A 17124-nucleotide genomic window follows, 5' to 3' on the forward strand; every position below is an offset into this window, starting at 1 on the left:
TTTTCAAGGAGAGATCGATGATCGTGTCACGCAGGACCACCCTGGCAGCCCTGGCCGCCACCGCCGTACTGGCCCTGGCCGGCTGCGGCAAGAAAGAGGCCGACAAGCCGGCCGAGTCGGCAGGCCCGGCCTCCGCGCCGGCCGCCGCCGCCAGCGAACCGCTCAAGGTGGCATTCGTCTACATCGGCCCGGTGGGCGATGCCGGCTGGACCTTCGCCCATGACGCCGGCCGCAAGGCGGTGGAAGCCAAGTTCGGCGACAAGGTGAAGACCTCGTTCGTCGAGAACGTGCCCGAGTCCGCCGCTGACGCCGAGCGCGTGTTCCGCGACCTGGCCAGCCAGGGCAACAAGCTGATCTTCGGCACCACGTTCGGCTATCAGGAGTCGATGCTGAAGGTGGCCAAGGAATTCCCGGACGTGAAGTTCGAGCACGCCACCGGCTTCAAGACCGCCGACAACCTCGCCCAGTACGACGTGCGCACCTATGAAGGCGCCTACCTGGCCGGCGTGGTGGCCGGCAAGATGAGCAAGTCGGGCAAGATGGGCGTGGTGGCGTCGGTGCCGATTCCCGAGGTCATCCGCAACATCGACTCGTTCGCGCTCGGCGCACGCAGCGTGAACCCCAAGGCTACCGTCAAGGTGGTGTGGGTGAACAAGTGGTTCGATCCGGGCAAGGAGCGCGAAGCCGCCACCACCCTGATCGGCCAGGGCGTGGACATGCTGATGCAGAACACCGACTCCGCTGCCGTGGTGCAGACCGCGCAGGAGAAAGGCGTCTACGCGTTCGGCTGGGACAGCGACATGAGCAAGTTCGGCGAGAAGGCCCACCTGGCTGCCTCGGTGATCACCTGGGGCGTCTACTACAACAAGGTGGTGGAAGACGTGCTGAACAAGCAGTGGAAGAACAGCACCACGTGGTGGGGCCTCAAGGAAGGCATGATCGACCTGAAGGGTTTCAACGCCGTGGTGCCGGATGACGTGAAGGCGCTGGTCGAGGAACGCAAGAAGGGCGTGATCGACGGTACCGCCCCGATCTGGAAGGGTCCGCTCAAGGACAACGCCGGCAAGGAACAGCTGGCCAAGGATCAGGTCGCCGACGACAAGTTCCTGCACGACATCAAGTTCTACGTGGAAGGCGTGGAAGGCAACGTGCCGGGCTGATCGCCGGTTTCGGCCTGACTGACCGCCCCTCCGTCCGCCGCCTCGGGCGGAGGGGAACTTGAATCCCCCTGCATCGGCCCAAGTTATCCGTGCATGCGCAATGACTGCGTGTGTGGCGTGTGGACAAGGAGGCCCATATGTGGAAGCGATTTTCGGCCCTGTGGACGCTGGTGCGCCGCGACGGCCGCCTGCTCTGGTTCGCGCTGCGTCATCCCGACGCGCCCGCGTGGCTCAAGCCTGCCGCGCTGGGGCTGGTGTTCTACGCCATCTCCCCGATCGACCTCATTCCAGATTTCATCGCCGGGCTCGGCATCGTCGATGACGTGGTACTGATTCCGCTGGCCGTCCACCTGATCCTGAAGCGGCTGCCGCCGCACATTTTGCGCCAGGCGACGATGCGCGCCACCGCGACCACGGTCCGGTCGCGCTGACGGCATCGTCCCACCCGACTCTCTACTCAGGCCGCCGGCGTTCTTCCGGCGGCTTTTTCGTCTTCGAAGCAGTGCCGCGCGAGTTCCACCAGCAGCAGTTCGGCCGTGGCGAGGTTGGTCGCGCACGGCACATTGTGGACGTCGCACGCCCGCACCAGCGCGTTGATGTCCGGTTCATGCGGCTGCGGCGTCATTGGGTCGCGCAGGAAAATCACCGCAGTCACCTTGCCCTCGGCCAGCTGCGCGCCGATCTGGAGATCGCCGCCCCACGGGCCGGACAGCATGCGCTCCACCTCGAGGCCGGTTTCGGCCGCGATGCGGCCGCCGGTGGTGCCGGTGGCCAGCAGCTCGCAGCGCACCAGCATCTCGCGGTGACGGCCCGCGAAGGCCACGATGTCGTCCTTCTTGTGATCGTGCGCAATCAGCGCGATGCGCGGCTTTCCCATCAGAACGTCCCCGGGTACGAGCCGCCGTCCAGCAGCACGTTCTGGCCCGTCATGTAGGCGGCCTGCTTGCTGCACAGGAACGCGCAGGTCGCGCCGAACTCCGCCGGCTCGCCAAAACGGCGCGAGGGATTGGCGGCGGCACGCTTGGCGGCCACTTCCTCCACGCTCAGGCCGGCCTTCTTGGCGCCGCCTTCCATGGTCTTGAACAGGCGGTCCGTGTTGAACGGGCCGGGCAGCAGGTTGTTCACGGTCACGCCGTGCTGCGCCACTTCGCGCGCCAGGCCGGCCACGAAGCCGGTCAGGCCCGAGCGTGCGCCGTTGGAGAGGCCCAGCACGTCGATCGGTGCCTTGACCGCGCCGCTCGTGATGTTGACGATGCGGCCCCACTTGCGCGCGATCATGCCGTCCACGGTGGCCTTGATCAGCTCGATCGGGGTCAGCATGTTGGCGTCGATGGCGGCGAGCCAGGCGTCGCGGTCCCAGTCACGGAAATTGCCCGGGGGCGGGCCGCCGGCGTTGTTGACCAGGATGTCGAGGTCGCCCAGCTTGGCCGCGGCGTCCAGCGCGAGCTTGCGGCCCTCGGGCGTGGTGATGTCCGTGGCCACGGCCAGCACGCGGCGGCCATGGCGGGCGCGCAGGTCGGCAGCGGCCTTTTCCAGCGCATCGGCGCCGCGCGCCACGATCACCACGTCCACCCCTTCGGCCGCCAGCGCGTCGGCGCACGCAAACCCGAGTCCCTTGCTGGCGCCACACACCAGCGCATGCTTACCGCGCAGTCCGAAATCCATCGCTTGCTCTCCTTCCTTGGTTGCTAAGACCGGGCGCCGGCTCTTGGTGCGGCGTCCCGGTTGCTCTCGAAATTGTTCAGACCCGGCGGCTCGACAACAGATACATGCCGCCCAGCACCAGCGCGCTGCCGGCGATCTGCCAGCCCGTGATCGGCTCGCCGAGCAGCCAGAATGCCAGCAGCAGCGTCGAAACCGGGCCGATCATGCCCGCCTGCGACGCCATCGGCGCGCCGATGCGCGCCACCGCGATCATCGTCAGCGACACCGGCAGCACCGTGCAGAACACCGCGTTGACGAGTGACAGCCACATCACCGGCGCCGGCTGCGCCAGCGCCGCCAGCGGACGGCCCAGCGCCACATACTGCACCACGCAGCAGGCCGTGGACACGCACATCGCGTAGGCCACCAGCCGCAGCGAGCCGACGCGCCTGACCAGCTCGCCGCTCAGGATCAGGTACACACCATACGACAAGGCGCTGGCCAGCACCAGCGCGCCGCCCAGCCAGACCTGCGCACCGCTCACGTCGAGGTCATGGGCGAACACCAGCACGATGCCGGCATACGCCAGCAGCAGCGACATCCACTGCCGCGCATGGATCGGCCGATGGAACACCAGCGCCGTGGTCAGCAGCACGAAGGACGGCGTCAGGAACAGGATCAGCCGCTCCAGGCCGGCGGTGATGTACTGCAGGCCGAGGAAATCGAGAAAACTGGACAGGTAATAGCCGATGAAGCCCAGGAAGACCACCCGGCCGCGATCGGCCCAGGACAGCGCCGGCAGCTTGCGCGCCTGCCACCAGCCGATGGCCATGAACAGCGGCACCGCGAACAGCATGCGCAGCGTGATGACCATGACGGCATCGACGCTATAGCGGTACATCAGCTTGGCCACGATGGCCTTGGCGGAAAACAGCACGGCGCCGACGGCCGCGACGGCGAGCCCATAGCGCTGCGGCGCGGGCAGCTCGACGGGCGAGGACAGGGACTTCTGGGAAGCAGGCACGGGAGACGCAGAGTTCGGATGCCGGCCGCGGCCGCGAGGGGGTGACGCGAGGATGACGCGGGGCCGGAACGCGTCGATTGTATGTCAAAAGGCGCAAGGCGCGCCGGGGTGCCGCGCGCGGCACCAGCAGCTTTCCCCTACAATGGCCCGCGCCCCGCCAAGCCTTGCCGGCGGGGCGCCAAGACGATACCAGGCCACACCCTGCCATATAAAAAACACGGAGACACCGAGCCATGCCCTTCCCGTTCGCCCGCGCCATCCTTTCCACCGGCGTCCTGTTCGCCGCCGCCACCCCTGCCGGCGCCGCCGATGCCTTCCCCGCCAAGCCGATCCGCTTCATCGTGCCCTACGCCGCCGGCGGCACCACGGACCTCGTCGCCCGCACCGTCGGCCAGCGCGTGGCCGAGAAGCTCGGCCAGCCGGTGGTGGTGGAGAACCGCCCCGGCGCAGGGGGCAACATCGGCATGGAAGCCGTGGCCAAGGCACCTGCCGATGGCTACACCATCGGTTTCGGGGCGATTTCGACGAACGCGCTCAATCCCCATATCTACAAGCACGTGCCGTTCGACCCCCGCAAGGACTTCACGGCCATCAGCCTGCTGGGCACCTCGACCATCGTGCTGGAAGTCAGCGAAAGCCTGCCCGTAAAGACCGTGCCAGAGCTGATTGCCTATGCCAAGGCGCACCCAGGGCTGACCTACGCCACGGCTGGCACTGGCACGTCGATGCACCTGGCCGGCGCGATGTTTTCGCAGATGACCCAGACCGGCCTGACCCACGTGCCCTACAAAGGCAGCAGCCCGGCCATCAACGACCTGCTCGGCGGCCATATCCAGGTGATGTTCGATAACCTGCCCGCCTCGCTGCCCCATATCCAGGCGGGCAAGCTGCGCGCGCTGGCGGTGGCCGGCAAGACCCGAGCGCCGTCGCTGCCCAACGTGCCGACGCTGGCCGAGGCCGGCCTGCCCGGCTACGCCGTGGAGCCGTGGTTCGGCGTCTACGGCCCGGCCAACCTGCCGGCGCCGGTGGTGCAGGCGCTCAACGCGGCCTTCGTGGAGGCGCTGGTCCGCCCCGAGGTGCGCGACAAGCTGCAACAGGCCGGTTTCAATCCGAAGGGATCGAGCGCGGCCGAACTCCAGACGCTGACGCAGACCGAGTACGAGCGCTTCGGCAAAGTGGCGAAGTCGGCCGCCATCACCGTGGACTGAGGCGGGGCAAGATCAAAGGCGGGGCCCGGCGGCCCCGATGACCACGTAGATGGCCGCGTGGAGCGGGGCGGCATCCATTACAATCCCGCTGCATCGGGCGCCGCGCCTGCCTTGCCAGGCCAGCGCGCCCACCACCCTCCGCCGAGCCTGCCGCCGCCATGAAACAAGATCCGCGTTTCCCCAATCTCTTCATCCTCAATCACCCGCTGATCCAGCACAAGCTCTCGCACATGCGCGACAAGGAAACGTCCACGCGCACGTTCCGCGAGCTGCTGCGCGAGATCACGCTGCTGATGGGCTACGAGATCACGCGCAACCTGCCGCTGACCACGCGCCGCATCGAGACCCCGCTTGTGCCGCTGGAAGCCCCGGTCATCGCCGGCAAGAAACTGACCATCGTGCCGGTACTGCGCGCCGGCGTGGGCATGAGCGATGGGCTGGTCGAGCTGATTCCGTCGGCCCGCATCGGCCATATCGGCGTGTACCGCGACGAACAGCATCGCCCGGTGGAGTACCTGGTGCGCCTGCCGGACGTGGAAGACCGCAGCTTCATCCTCTGCGACCCGATGGTCGCCACCGGCTATTCGGCCGCGCATGCGGTGGACGTGCTCAAGCGGCGCGGCGTGAAGGACGAAGCCATCACCTTCGTGGCGCTGGTGGCCGCGCCGGAAGGCGTGGAAGTGTTCCAGAAGGCCCACCCGGGCGTGCGGCTGTACGTGGCGTCGCTGGACAGCCACCTGGACGACCACGCCTACATCATCCCGGGCCTGGGCGACGCCGGCGACCGGCTGTTCGGCACCAAGAACTGATGTGAAATATGAGGCGCTTGATGCGCCTCAATGTTTATGCGCGATCCAGTTGGCGGTGCATTTCCCGCACCTGCTGCTGTTGCGCTAAACCAGCCTTACTTCTTCCGTCCGCCGCCGCCCAGCAGGCTGCCCAGCACGCCACGGACCAGTTCCCGGCCGACTTGCGAGGCGAGCGTCCGGCCGGCGGACTTGGCCATCGATTCGAGGATCGAGTCGCCGCGGCCAGTCTTGCCGGTGCCCTTGGTCAGCGTGCCGAAGATGTCGCCGGCCCAGCTGCTGCCGCCTTCCTCGGCCTGCGGCTGGGGGGTGCCGGGCCTGGCGGTCGTGCCGGGCTTTTGCGCCGATGTCTCGCCGTTGCCGGCCGTCGCCACACTGCCGCGCAGCTTCTCGTAGGCCGATTCCCGGTCCACGGTCTTCTCGTAGGTGCCGGCCACCAGCGAATTGGCGATCAGGGCCTTGCACTCGTCGGGCGTGGCCGGGCCGATGCGGCTGCCCGGGGGCAGTACCCACGCCCGCTCGGTGACGACCGGGGTCCCCTTGGCGTCCAGGCACGAGATCAACGCCTCGCCCACGCCCAGTTCGCCAATCGCCTGTTCCAGATTGAGCTTCGGATTTGGCCGCATGGTCGTGGCGGCCACCTTCACCGCCTTCTGGTCACGCGGCGTGAACGCGCGCAGCGCATGCTGCACGCGGTTGCCAAGCTGGCCGAGCACGGTATCCGGAATGTCCACGGGGTTCTGCGTCACGAAGTACACGCCCACGCCCTTCGACCGCACGAGCCGCACCACCTGTTCGATCTTGTCCAGCAGCGCCTTGGGGGCATCGTTGAACAGCAGGTGCGCCTCGTCGAAGAAGAAGACCAGCTTGGGCTTGTCCAGGTCACCGGCCTCGGGCAGCCGCTCGAACAGCTCGGACAGCATCCAGAGCAGGAAGGTGGCGTACAGCCGGGGCGCATTCATCAGCTTGTCGGCGGCGAGGATGTTGACGACGCCCTGCCCCTTCTCGGTCTGGATGAAGTCCTCCAGGTTCAGCATCGGCTCGCCAAAGAACTTGTCCGCGCCCTGCGACTCCAGCGCGATCAGCCCGCGCTGGATCGCGCCGATGGAGGCCGCCGAGATATTGCCGTACTCGGTGGTGAACTGGCTGGCGTTGTCGCCCACGTGCTGGAGCATCGCGCGCAGGTCCTTGGCGTCGAGCAGCAACAGGCCGTTGGCATCGGCGATGCGGAACACAAGGTTCAGCACGCCCTGCTGGGTGTCGTTGAGTTCGAGCATCCGCGACAGCAGCAGCGGCCCCATGTGCGAGACCGTCGCGCGCACCGGATGCCCTTTTTCGCCGAAGACATCCCAGAGCGTGGTCGGGCAGGCGCCCCAGGCCGGTTCGGGCAGCCCGTGTTCCGCCAGGCGGGCCTTGAGCTTGTCCGAGGGCTTGCCGACCTGAGATATGCCTGAAAGATCACCTTTGACGTCCGCCATGAACACCGGCACCCCCAGGCGCGAGAACCCCTGCGCCAGCGTTTGCAGCGTGACGGTCTTGCCGGTACCGGTGGCGCCGGTGATGAGACCGTGCCGATTCCCCATCTCGGGCAGCAGTACGAGCTCGCAGTCGGCGTTCTTGGCGATGAGGATGGGGTCGGCCATGATGGTCTCGTCGTAATCGCGGTGTCATCCAGATCGGAAGACAGGGGCCGCGTGATAAAATCCTGCGCTGATTATAGCCAGCAAATCGGCACATCCATCACATGGCGTGGCCGCCGGAAGCGCCACCCAGCACGCTGCACGACAGCTATTCCGCCTCGGAGAGAATCATGGCCGGTCACTCAAAATGGGCCAATATCAAACACAAGAAAGCCGCTGCTGACGCCAAGCGGGGCAAGATCTGGACGCGCCTGATCAAGGAAATCACCGTGGCCGCCAAGCTTGGCGGCGGCGATGCCGACTCCAACCCGCGCCTGCGCCTGTCGATCGACAAGGCCATGGACGCGAACATGCCCAAGGACAACATCCAGCGCGCGATCCAGCGCGGCGTGGGTGGCCTGGAAGGCGCGAACTACGAGGAAATCCGCTACGAAGGCTACGGCCTGGCCGGCGCGGCGATCATCGTCGACTGCCTGACCGACAACCGTACCCGCACCGTGGCCGAAGTCCGCCATGCGTTCTCGAAGCACGGCGGCAACATGGGCACGGAAGGCTCGGTGGCCTTCATGTTCACCCACTGCGGCCAGTTCCTGTTCGCCCCGGGCACGCCCGAGGACAAGCTGATGGATGCCGCGCTCGAAGCCGGCGCCGATGACGTCGTGACCAACGACGACGGCTCGATCGAAGTGACCTGCCCGCCCAACGACTTCCCGGCGGTCAAGACCGCCCTCGAAGCGGCCGGTTTCAAGGCCGAACTGGCGGATGTGGTGATGAAGCCGCAGAACGAGGTGAGCTTTACCGGCGACGACGCGGTCAAGATGCAGAAGCTCCTGGACGCCCTGGAAAACCTGGACGACGTACAGGAAGTCTTCACCAACGCGGTGATCGAGGACTAAGTCCTCCGCCGCGCCCCATGGCGGCAGCCCGGCCCCGGCCAGCTGCCGCTTTTCGCATGCGTTTCTTTTCTGGCAGTGGATCATGAAAGTATTGGTTGTCGGTTCGGGCGGACGTGAGCACGCGCTGGCGTGGAAAATGGCCCAGTCCCCCAAGGTGCAAGTGGTGTACGTGGCGCCGGGCAACGGCGGCACGGCGCTCGACAAGCGCCTGCAGAACGTGCCGCTGACCGATCCCGAGGTGCTCGCCGCCTTCGTGGAGCGCGAAGGGGTGGCGTTCACCGTGGTCGGCCCCGAGGCCCCGCTGGCCGCCGGCATCGTCGACGTGTTCCGCGCCCGTGGCCTGCGCATCTTCGGGCCGACCCAGGCTGCCGCGCAGTTGGAGTCCTCCAAGGACTTCGCCAAGGCGTTCATGCATCGCCACAACATCCCCACGGCTGCCTACCAGACGTTTGCCGATGCGGCCGCCGCGCACGCCTACATCGACGCCCAGGGCGCCCCGATCGTGATCAAGGCCGATGGCCTGGCCGCCGGCAAGGGTGTGGTCGTGGCGATGACGCTGGAAGAAGCGCACCACGCCGTCGACATGATGCTGGCCGACAACAAGCTCGGCGATGCCGGCGCGCGCGTGGTCATCGAGGAATTCCTGGAAGGCGAGGAAGCCAGCTTCATCGTGCTGGTGGATGGCAAGAACGTGCTCGCCCTGGCCACCAGCCAGGACCACAAGCGCCTGCTGGACGCCGATGCCGGCCCCAACACCGGCGGCATGGGCGCCTACTCGCCCGCCCCGGTGGTTACGCCGGCGCTGCACGCCCGTGCACTGCGCGAGATCATCATGCCGACCGTGCGCGGCATGGAAAAGGATGGCATCCCGTACACGGGCTTCCTGTACGCCGGCCTGATGATCGACAAGGACGGCAACCCGAAGACGCTCGAGTTCAACTGCCGCATGGGCGATCCGGAGACGCAGCCGATCATGGCGCGCCTGAAGACCGACCTCGTGGACGTGATGGAAGCGGCCGTGGACGGCAAGCTCGACCAGGTGGAACTGGACTGGGACCGCCGTACCGCGCTGGGCGTGGTGATGGCTGCCTACAACTACCCGGAAGACCCGCGCAAGGGCGATGCCATCACCGGCATTCCCGCCGAGACGGTCGAGGCCGTGACGTTCCACGCCGGCACCACGCTCAAGGACGGCACCCTGCTGACCTCGGGCGGCCGCGTGCTCTGCGTGGTGGGCCTGGCCGACACCGTCAAGGCCGCGCAGCGCGCTGCCTACGCGGCTGTGGAGCAGATCCGCTTCGACGGCATGCAGTTCCGCACCGACATTGGCTACCGCGCCATCAAGCGCTGATGCGCGCACCGGACGCCCCCGCGCCAGCTTCACGGCGCGGCGGGAGTCCAGCCGGTACAATCATGACAGCGCCATGACGGCCGCGCCCTCCGGGCGGCCGTCGCGCTACCGGCCCATCCGATTCCGCCCATCATGATCGACTCCCAGGCAGTCCGCGCCTACCTGCTCGGCTTGCAAGACCGCATCACCGACGCCATTGCCGCCGTGGACGGCCAGCCATTCCTGACCGACGAATGGGAAAAGCCACCGACCGAGCGCCTGCGCGGCAATGGCCGCACCCGCATTCTGGAAGGCGGCGCCGTGATGGAGCGCGCCGGCGTGGGCTTCTCCCACGTGCGCGGCGACACCCTGCCCCCCTCGGCCAGCGCCAACCGGCCCGAACTGGCCGGGCGCAGCTTCGAGGCCATGGGCGTCTCGCTGGTGTTCCATCCGCGCAATCCGTACGTGCCGACGGTGCACATGAACGTGCGCTGCTTCGTGGCCGTGAAGCCCGATGCGGACCCGGTCTGGTGGTTCGGCGGCGGCATGGACCTGACGCCGTACTACGGCAATGCCGATGACTGCGCGCACTTCCACCGCACCTGCAAGACCGCGCTGGCGCCGTTCGGCGACGACCTGTACCCGCGCTTCAAGCAGTGGTGCGACGATTATTTCTTCCTGCGCCACCGGGGCGAGGCGCGCGGCATCGGCGGGGTGTTCTTCGACGATTTCGCCGCGCTGGGCTTCGACCGCAGCTTCGCGATGATGCAATCGGTCGGCGACGCCTTCCTCGACGCCTACCTCCCCATCCTCGAAGCCCGCAAGGACACGCCCTACGGCGCGCGCGAGCGCGACTTCCAGGCCTACCGGCGCGGGCGCTACGTGGAATTCAACCTGGTATTCGACCGCGGCACGCTGTTCGGCCTGCAATCGGGCGGCCGCGCCGAATCCATCCTGATGTCGATGCCGCCGCAGGTGACCTGGCGCTACGACTGGCAACCCGAGCCGGGCAGCGCGGAGGCCGCGCTGTACACCGACTTCCTGCCGGCACGCGAGTGGGCCTGACGGCGAGTGTGATGACTGTTCCTGAAGACTCCCGCGCAACCCACCCCGCCCCGTCCACCGGCCGCCCGTACCGCCTGGGTATCCTGGGCGGCACCTTCGATCCGCCGCATCGCGGCCATGTCGCGCTGGCGCAACTCTGCATCGACCATCTGGCGCTCGACGAGCTGGTCTGGATCCCGACCGGCCAGTCCTGGCAGAAGGGTGACCAGGTAACGCCCGCCGCCGACCGCTTTGCCATGACCGAACTGGCCGCAGCCACGCTGGACAGCCCGCGCGCCAAGATACGAGTAAGCCGCATGGAGGTGGACCGGGCCGGCCCGAGCTATACCATCGACACGGTGCGCCACCTGCGCGACGAATACGGCCCGGATACCTCCATGGCCTGGCTGATGGGCGCCGACCAGTTGCTGCGCCTGCACACATGGCACGGGTGGGAGGCGCTGTTCGAACAAGTGCACCTGTGCATCGCCACCCGGCCCGGTTTCGACCTCGCCGCGCTGGACGGTCCGGTGCTCGAAGCCATGAACCAGCGGCTGGCGGACACGCACCTGATACAATGCACGCCCTCCGGCCGGATGTGGATCGACCAGACCCTTGCCGTCGATCTGTCCTCCACCGGTCTACGCCAGCGCCTGGCCGATGGCCAGCCGGCGGATGACCAACTGCCTGCCGGCGTGGCACACTACATCGCGAGTCGCGGGTTGTACCGCAATCCCTGAGCCGGCTCGCCCCTATCCCGAACGAAGCTGAACAAGAAAGACACCATGGATATTCGTAAACTGCAACGCGCCATCGTCGACGGGCTCGAAGATGTCAAAGCGCAGGACATCAAGGTGTTCGACACCACTCACCTGACCGAACTATTCGACCGGGTGGTGATCGCCAGCGGTAGTTCGAACCGCCAGACCAAGGCGCTTGCTGCCTCTGTGCGGGATACGGTGAAGGACGCTGGCGGCCATATCATTGCCGTCGAGGGTCTGGAGACCGGCGAGTGGGTGCTGGTGGACTGCGGCGACGCCGTGGTGCACATCCTCCAGCCGCAACTGCGCCTGTACTACAACCTCGAGGAAATCTGGGGCGACAAGCCGGTGCGCGTGAAGCTGACCGGCGCCAGGAGCCTGGCCAAGGCCAGCGAGCCGATGGACGAGGACGAAGCCGAGGCCTCGGCGCCCGCCCCGCGCTCGCGCCGTGCCTCGAGCCTGCGCCCGGCGCTGGCCAAGCTGCCGGAAGGCATGAAGGAACCTTCGCCGCCGATGGGCCACGAAGACACCGATCCGGACGCCATCGCCACCATCCGCAAGCCGGTGCGCAAGACCAGCACCGGCGCCGCCACCAAGACGGCGGCTGCCAAGACGCCGGCCCGCAAAGCCCCGGCCGTGAAGGCGCCGGCCCGCAAGGTGGCAACCAAGACGGCTACGAAGCCCGCTACGAAGCCGGCAACAAAGACCGCCGCCAAGGCCCCGGCACGCAAGGCGCCGGCCGCCAAGAAGGCTGCGACCAAGACCGCCGCGCCGCGCAAGCGCTCGGCCTGAGTCAGCGGATTCGACTTAAGCCGTCCGCACCGATCCACCAGGTATCGCCAGATCGCCCATGCAACTCGTGATCGTGGCCGTCGGCCACAAGATGCCCGGCTGGATCGAAACCGGCTTCGGCGAGTATGCCAAGCGCATGCCGCCGGAGTTGCGCATCGAACTGCGCGAGGTCAAGCCGGAAGCCCGTTCGTCGAGCAACAACGCCGCCACGGTCATGCAGCGGGAAGCCGCGCGCATCGACGCCGTGCTCGGTTCGCTGTCCAAGCAATGCCGGATCGTTGCGCTCGATGAACGCGGGCGCGACTTCACCACGGTGCAGCTGGCCGACCAGCTGACCGGCTGGCAGCGCGAAGGCGGCGACGTGGCTTTCCTGATTGGCGGCGCGGACGGGCTCGACCCGGCCCTCAAGGCGCGCGCCAGCACGCTGATCCGGCTCTCCAGCCTGACGCTGCCGCACGGCATGGTGCGCGTGCTGCTGGCCGAGCAGCTCTACCGCGCCTGGTCGGTCACGCAAAACCACCCGTATCACCGGGTCTGAGTTCCCGCCGCCGACGGTTACAATCGCCGCATCGATTTTCCCGATGCGCGCCGTGACCCACGACCTCCTCTACCTCGCCTCCCAAAGCCCGCGCCGCCGCGAACTGCTGACGCAGCTCGGCGTCTCCCACGAACTGCTGCTCGCCGATGACGACGAGGACGCCGAAGCGCTCGAAGCCGTGCTCCCCGGCGAGACGCCCGACGCCTACGTGCAGCGCGTCTGCGCGCTCAAGGCCGAGGCCGCCCTGCGCCGCCGCGAGCGCCGCGCCCTGCCCGACCATCCGATTCTGACCTCGGACACCACGGTATGCCGGGGTGGCGACATCCTGGGCAAGCCGGCCGACCCTGACGATGCCGCCGCGATGCTGGCCGCGCTCGCCGGCACCACCCACCGCGTGCTGACCGCCGTGACCGTGATTTCCACACTCGGCCAGCGCCATGCGCTGTCGATCTCGCACGTCACTTTCCGGCCGATGAACGCCGATGAGATCGCCCGCTACGTGGCCAGCGGCGAGCCGCTCGGCAAGGCTGGCGCGTACGGCATCCAGGGCCGCGCGGCCGAGTTTGTCGAACGAATCGACGGCAGCTATTCGGGTATCATGGGCTTGCCCTTGTTCGAGACCGCGGCCCTGCTGCGCGAGGCCGGCCTGCGCTTCTGAGCGCCCCGTCCCGCAGCCATCCCGCCCGGCGCCGAACGACAACAACAAGCCGCCGACAACACGGCAGCGCGCATCCATCGCTATGACTGAAGACATCCTCGTCAACATCACGCCGCAAGAGACGCGCGTTGCCATCGTGCAGCAGGCCGCCGTGCAGGAACTGCATGTCGAGCGCACGCTGACGCGCGGGCTGGTGGGCAATATCTATCTCGGCAAGGTCGTGCGCGTGCTGCCGGGCATGCAATCCGCATTCATCGACATCGGCCTCGAGCGCGCGGCCTTCCTGCACGTGGCCGACATCTGGCATCCGCGCGACCCCGACAAGAACGGCACCGCGCAGCTCGCCATCGAAAAGACGCTGTTCGAGGGCCAGGCCCTGATGGTGCAGGTCATCAAGGACCCCATCGGCACCAAGGGCGCGCGGCTGTCCACGCAGATCAGCATTGCCGGCCGGACGCTGGTGTACCTGCCCCAGGACCCGCATATCGGCATCTCGCAACGCATCGAGGGCGAGGTAGACCGCGAGGCGCTGCGCGCCCGCGTGCAGGGGCTGGTGCCGCGCGACGAGCGTGGTGGCTTCATCGTGCGTACCATCGCCGAGGAAGCCAGCGACGACGAACTCGGCAACGACATCGCCTACCTGCGCAAGATCTGGGCGTCGATCCGCCTGAACGCGACCACCCAGCCGGCCACCAGCCTGCTGTACCAGGACCTGAACCTGGCCCAGCGCGTGCTGCGCGACTTCATCAACGACGCCACGGGCGTGATCCAGATCGACTCGCGCGAGAACTACCAGAAGCTGGTGGAGTTCGCCCAGGAGTACACCCCGGCCGTGCTGCCCCGGCTCTCGCACTACACCGGCGAGCGGCCAATCTTCGACCTGTTCAATATCGACGCCGAGATCGAAAAGGCGCTGTCGCGGCGGGTGGACCTGAAGTCCGGCGGTTACCTGATGATCGACCAGACCGAGGCGATGACGACGATCGACGTCAACACGGGCGGCTACGTCGGCGCCCGCAACTTCGACGACACGATCTTCAAGACCAACCTCGAGGCCGCGCACACCATCGCCCGGCAACTGCGGCTGCGCAACCTCGGCGGCATCATCATCATCGATTTCATCGACATGGAGAACGTGGAGCATCGCGACGCGGTGCTCTCCGAGCTGAAGCGCGCGCTGTCCCGGGACCGCACCCGGATTACGGTGAACAGCTTCTCGCAGCTCGGGCTGGTGGAGATGACCCGCAAGCGTACGCGTGAGTCGCTGGCGCACGTGCTGTGCGAGCAGTGCCCGGTCTGCTCGGGCAAGGGCCAGGTCAAGACGCCGCGCACGGTCTGCTACGACATCCTGCGCGAGATCATGCGCGAGTCCCGCCAGTTCAACCCGCGCGAGTTCCGCATCCTGGCCTCCCAGGAAGTGATCGATCTGTTCCTCGAGGAAGAAAGCCAGCATCTGGCGATGCTCAACGACTTCATCGGCAAGCCGATTTCGCTCCAGGTGGAATCCACGTTCCATCAGGAACAGTACGACATCATCCTGATGTAAAGTGCATTGGGCGCCACGCGCCCAATACCTCACCCCGCAGACATTCCCCCCACACTCTCCCGCGCCACGTCATCGTTCTGTCATCCGCTCCCCCCAGAATGCGCCAAGTCATTCAAGCAAGGGAGTCGACATGACGCATGCAATCGAAGTCCGCGGACTCAGCAAATCGTTCCGCGCGGACCGCAAGGCGCTTGACGATGTCACGCTGCACGTCGCGCCGGGCGAAATGGTGGCCCTGCTGGGCGCCTCGGGTTCTGGCAAGTCCACGCTGCTGCGCCATGTGGCCGGCTTCGTGACCGGCGACGCCGGCGAGATCCTGGTCAATGGCCGCTCCATCCAGCGCCAGGGCCGCCTGGCCGGCAACGTGCGCAAGGTGCGCGCCGAGATCGGCTTTGTGTTCCAGCAGTTCAACCTGGTCGGCCGCCTGCCGGTCATCACCAACGTGCTCGTCGGCATGCTCACCCGCATCCCGGCCTGGCGCAGCCTGTTCCGCCTGTTCAAGGCTGATGAAGTGCAAGCCGGCCTCGATGCACTTGCCCAGGTTGGTATAGACGACTATGCGTTTCAGCGTGCCTCCACGCTCTCGGGCGGCCAGCAGCAGCGCGCCGCCATCGCACGCACGCTGGTGCAGAACGCCAAGGTCATCCTGGCCGACGAACCGATTGCCTCGCTGGACCCGGAATCGTCGCGCCGCGTGATGGCCCTGCTCTCGCAGATCAACCGCACCCGCAAGGTGGCCGTGGTGGTGTCGCTGCACCAGGTAGATGTGGCCATGCGCTACTGCCCCCGTGTGGTGGCGCTGCGCCAGGGCAAGGTGGTCTACGACGGCCCGTCCGCCGCGCTCACGCCGGGCATGCTGCGCGACCTGTACGGCACCGAGGCCGACGAACTGCTCCACGACTCGGTACCCGACCAGGCCGACACCACCAGCGCCATGCCGGTGCCGGCCATGGTGACGATGAACCTCGCAGCCGCCTGAACGCCGCCGCGTCATCGCACCCCGTTTTCGCTTTCCCGCTGTCTTGCGGTCATTTGCCGTTATCCACAACGACTCATCCGAAACGGAGTCACACATGCTTCGCAGAACCTTTCTCGCCGTGGTCGCCTCGGGCGTCGTGGCCCTGCCCGCCTACGCCCAGGACGCCAAGACCCTGAACATCGGCTTTATCTCGACGGAATCGTCGTCGAACCTGAAGTCCGCCTGGCAGCCGCTGATCGACGACCTGAGCAAGGCGCTCGGCGTGCCGGTCAAGCCGTTCTTCGCCTCCGACTACGCCGGCATCATCGAAGGCATGCGCTTCAACAAGGTGCAGATCGGCTGGTTCGGCAACAAGTCGGCCATGGAAGCCGTCGACCGCGCCAACGGCGAGGTGTTCGCCTCCGTGATCGACAAGGACGGCAACCCGGGCTACTGGTCGCTGCTGGTCGTGCGCAAGGACAGCGACCTGAAGACCGTGGAAGACGTGATCAAGCGCGGCAAGGAGCTCTCCTACGGCGCCGGCGACCCGAACTCCACGTCCGGCACGGCCGTGCCGGGCTACTACCTGTGGGGCGCCCACAAGGTGGAGCCGAAGACGCTGTTCAAGGCCGTGCGCATCAGCAACCACGAGACCAACCTGCTCTCCGTGCTGAACAAGCAGGTGGACGTGGCCGTGAACAACACCGAGAACTTCGAGCGCTATCGCATCAACACGGGCAAGAATGCCTATGACGAGGTGCGCGTGCTGTGGAAGAGCCCGCTGATCGCCGCAGACCCCATGGTCTACCGCAAGGACCTGCCGGCCGAGACGAAGAAAAAGATCCAGGATTTCTTCGTCAACTACGGCAAGGGGGCCGACGCCGCGCGCGAAAAGCAGGTGCTGACCACGCTGACCTACCAGGGCTTCCGCGTGTCGTCGGACGCGCAGCTGCTGCCGATCCGCCAGATCGAGTTGGCCAAGCAGAAGTCCAAGATCGAGACGGACACCACGCTGACCGCCGCCGACAAGGAAAAGCAGCTGGCTGACGTGTCGCGCCGCCTGGCCGAGATCGACAAGGCCATCAGCGCCCAGTAAGCCGTACCCCGCCCAGGGCCGAT

At 67.0% G+C, this 17124-nt stretch carries 18 protein-coding genes; 14 read left to right on the top strand and 4 right to left on the bottom strand.

Annotated elements, in window-relative coordinates; genetic code table 11:
- The first annotated feature begins 17 nt into the window (after positions 1-17).
- A complete protein-coding gene (locus SB751_RS03470; RefSeq protein ID WP_144197497.1) occupies positions 18-1160 on the top strand; it encodes a BMP family ABC transporter substrate-binding protein in 1143 nt (380 codons plus the stop codon).
- A gap of 137 nt (positions 1161-1297) precedes the next feature.
- Positions 1298-1591, top strand: a complete 294-nt coding sequence (locus SB751_RS03475; RefSeq protein WP_144197496.1) for a YkvA family protein — start codon at positions 1298-1300, stop codon at positions 1589-1591.
- Between the two features lie 26 nt (positions 1592-1617).
- Here the strand turns inward: SB751_RS03475 and SB751_RS03480 are convergent, their stop codons facing one another.
- The 3 genes from SB751_RS03480 to SB751_RS03490 form a co-directional block, all read right to left on the bottom strand.
- Positions 1618-2040 carry a methylglyoxal synthase gene (locus SB751_RS03480; RefSeq protein WP_144197532.1) on the bottom strand — a complete coding sequence of 141 codons (423 nt, stop codon included), beginning with the start codon at positions 2038-2040 and terminating at the stop codon, positions 1618-1620.
- On the bottom strand, positions 2037-2825 hold the full coding sequence (locus tag SB751_RS03485; protein ID WP_144197495.1) for an SDR family oxidoreductase: 789 nt from the start codon (positions 2823-2825) through the stop codon (positions 2037-2039). The genes SB751_RS03480 and SB751_RS03485 overlap by 4 nt, the downstream gene beginning before the upstream one ends.
- A 76-nt stretch (positions 2826-2901) precedes the next feature.
- Entirely contained in the window at positions 2902-3789 is an 888-nt protein-coding gene (locus SB751_RS03490; RefSeq protein ID WP_144197531.1) for a DMT family transporter, read from the bottom strand.
- 272 nt (positions 3790-4061) lie between these two features.
- Between SB751_RS03490 and SB751_RS03495 the strand changes: the two genes are divergently transcribed.
- Both SB751_RS03495 and upp read left to right on the top strand, forming a co-directional pair.
- On the top strand, positions 4062-5036 hold the full coding sequence (locus SB751_RS03495; RefSeq protein ID WP_144197494.1) for a Bug family tripartite tricarboxylate transporter substrate binding protein: 975 nt from the start codon (positions 4062-4064) through the stop codon (positions 5034-5036).
- A 158-nt stretch (positions 5037-5194) separates the two neighbouring features.
- Complete coding sequence (gene upp / locus SB751_RS03500) at positions 5195-5845, top strand: uracil phosphoribosyltransferase (RefSeq protein ID WP_144197493.1); 651 nt, start codon at positions 5195-5197, stop codon at positions 5843-5845.
- Between the two features lie 95 nt (positions 5846-5940).
- Here upp and SB751_RS03505 read toward each other — a convergent pair whose 3' ends face one another.
- Positions 5941-7485, bottom strand: coding sequence for a helicase HerA-like C-terminal domain-containing protein (locus SB751_RS03505; RefSeq protein WP_144197492.1), 1545 nt, complete (start codon positions 7483-7485; stop codon positions 5941-5943).
- A 167-nt stretch (positions 7486-7652) separates the two neighbouring features.
- On the opposite strand from SB751_RS03505, the gene SB751_RS03510 reads away from it, so the two are divergent.
- The 10 genes from SB751_RS03510 to phnD all read left to right on the top strand — a co-directional run bounded on the left by SB751_RS03510 (position 7653) and on the right by phnD (position 17101).
- The gene (locus tag SB751_RS03510; protein WP_144197491.1) at positions 7653-8378 is read left to right on the top strand and encodes a YebC/PmpR family DNA-binding transcriptional regulator; all 726 of its coding nucleotides are present in this window, start codon (positions 7653-7655) and stop codon (positions 8376-8378) included.
- A gap of 82 nt (positions 8379-8460) precedes the next feature.
- On the top strand, positions 8461-9729 hold the full coding sequence (purD, locus tag SB751_RS03515) for a phosphoribosylamine--glycine ligase (protein ID WP_144197490.1): 1269 nt from the start codon (positions 8461-8463) through the stop codon (positions 9727-9729).
- A gap of 132 nt (positions 9730-9861) precedes the next feature.
- On the top strand, positions 9862-10773 hold the full coding sequence (gene hemF, locus SB751_RS03520; RefSeq protein ID WP_144197489.1) for an oxygen-dependent coproporphyrinogen oxidase: 912 nt from the start codon (positions 9862-9864) through the stop codon (positions 10771-10773).
- An 11-nt stretch (positions 10774-10784) separates the two neighbouring features.
- Entirely contained in the window at positions 10785-11492 is a 708-nt protein-coding gene (locus tag SB751_RS03525; RefSeq protein WP_149136487.1) for a nicotinate-nucleotide adenylyltransferase, read from the top strand.
- A 45-nt stretch (positions 11493-11537) separates the two neighbouring features.
- Complete coding sequence (gene rsfS / locus SB751_RS03530; RefSeq protein WP_144197487.1) at positions 11538-12305, top strand: ribosome silencing factor; 768 nt, start codon at positions 11538-11540, stop codon at positions 12303-12305.
- A gap of 58 nt (positions 12306-12363) precedes the next feature.
- Complete coding sequence (gene rlmH, locus SB751_RS03535) at positions 12364-12843, top strand: 23S rRNA (pseudouridine(1915)-N(3))-methyltransferase RlmH (RefSeq protein WP_144197486.1); 480 nt, start codon at positions 12364-12366, stop codon at positions 12841-12843.
- 43 nt (positions 12844-12886) lie between these two features.
- A complete protein-coding gene (locus SB751_RS03540; protein ID WP_144197485.1) occupies positions 12887-13501 on the top strand; it encodes a Maf family protein in 615 nt (204 codons plus the stop codon).
- 82 nt (positions 13502-13583) lie between these two features.
- Positions 13584-15047, top strand: a complete 1464-nt coding sequence (gene rng, locus SB751_RS03545; protein ID WP_144197484.1) for a ribonuclease G — start codon at positions 13584-13586, stop codon at positions 15045-15047.
- Positions 15048-15177: 130 nt separating this feature from the next.
- Complete coding sequence (gene phnC, locus SB751_RS03550; protein WP_144197483.1) at positions 15178-16026, top strand: phosphonate ABC transporter ATP-binding protein; 849 nt, start codon at positions 15178-15180, stop codon at positions 16024-16026.
- 94 nt (positions 16027-16120) lie between these two features.
- Positions 16121-17101: a phosphonate ABC transporter substrate-binding protein gene (gene phnD / locus SB751_RS03555; RefSeq protein WP_410747784.1), complete on the top strand. Its 981-nt coding sequence runs from the start codon at positions 16121-16123 to the stop codon at positions 17099-17101.
- Positions 17102-17124: the final 23 nt, after the last annotated feature.

The sequence above is a fragment of the Cupriavidus sp. SIMBA_020 genome (genome assembly GCF_046535395.1).
Lineage (GTDB): Bacteria > Pseudomonadota > Gammaproteobacteria > Burkholderiales > Burkholderiaceae > Cupriavidus > Cupriavidus campinensis.

Coding starts and splice junctions, on each gene's coding strand:
- SB751_RS03470 (WP_144197497.1), top strand. CDS start 18: ATGATCGTGTCACGCAGGACCACCCTGGCAGCCCTGGCCGCCACCGCC.
- SB751_RS03475 (WP_144197496.1), top strand. CDS start 1,298: ATGTGGAAGCGATTTTCGGCCCTGTGGACGCTGGTGCGCCGCGACGGC.
- SB751_RS03485 (WP_144197495.1), bottom strand. CDS start 2,825: ATGGATTTCGGACTGCGCGGTAAGCATGCGCTGGTGTGTGGCGCCAGC.
- SB751_RS03495 (WP_144197494.1), top strand. CDS start 4,062: ATGCCCTTCCCGTTCGCCCGCGCCATCCTTTCCACCGGCGTCCTGTTC.
- upp (WP_144197493.1), top strand. CDS start 5,195: ATGAAACAAGATCCGCGTTTCCCCAATCTCTTCATCCTCAATCACCCG.
- SB751_RS03505 (WP_144197492.1), bottom strand. CDS start 7,485: ATGGCCGACCCCATCCTCATCGCCAAGAACGCCGACTGCGAGCTCGTA.
- SB751_RS03510 (WP_144197491.1), top strand. CDS start 7,653: ATGGCCGGTCACTCAAAATGGGCCAATATCAAACACAAGAAAGCCGCT.
- purD (WP_144197490.1), top strand. CDS start 8,461: ATGAAAGTATTGGTTGTCGGTTCGGGCGGACGTGAGCACGCGCTGGCG.
- hemF (WP_144197489.1), top strand. CDS start 9,862: ATGATCGACTCCCAGGCAGTCCGCGCCTACCTGCTCGGCTTGCAAGAC.
- SB751_RS03525 (WP_149136487.1), top strand. CDS start 10,785: ATGACTGTTCCTGAAGACTCCCGCGCAACCCACCCCGCCCCGTCCACC.
- rsfS (WP_144197487.1), top strand. CDS start 11,538: ATGGATATTCGTAAACTGCAACGCGCCATCGTCGACGGGCTCGAAGAT.
- rlmH (WP_144197486.1), top strand. CDS start 12,364: ATGCAACTCGTGATCGTGGCCGTCGGCCACAAGATGCCCGGCTGGATC.
- SB751_RS03540 (WP_144197485.1), top strand. CDS start 12,887: ATGCGCGCCGTGACCCACGACCTCCTCTACCTCGCCTCCCAAAGCCCG.
- rng (WP_144197484.1), top strand. CDS start 13,584: ATGACTGAAGACATCCTCGTCAACATCACGCCGCAAGAGACGCGCGTT.
- phnC (WP_144197483.1), top strand. CDS start 15,178: ATGACGCATGCAATCGAAGTCCGCGGACTCAGCAAATCGTTCCGCGCG.
- phnD (WP_410747784.1), top strand. CDS start 16,121: ATGCTTCGCAGAACCTTTCTCGCCGTGGTCGCCTCGGGCGTCGTGGCC.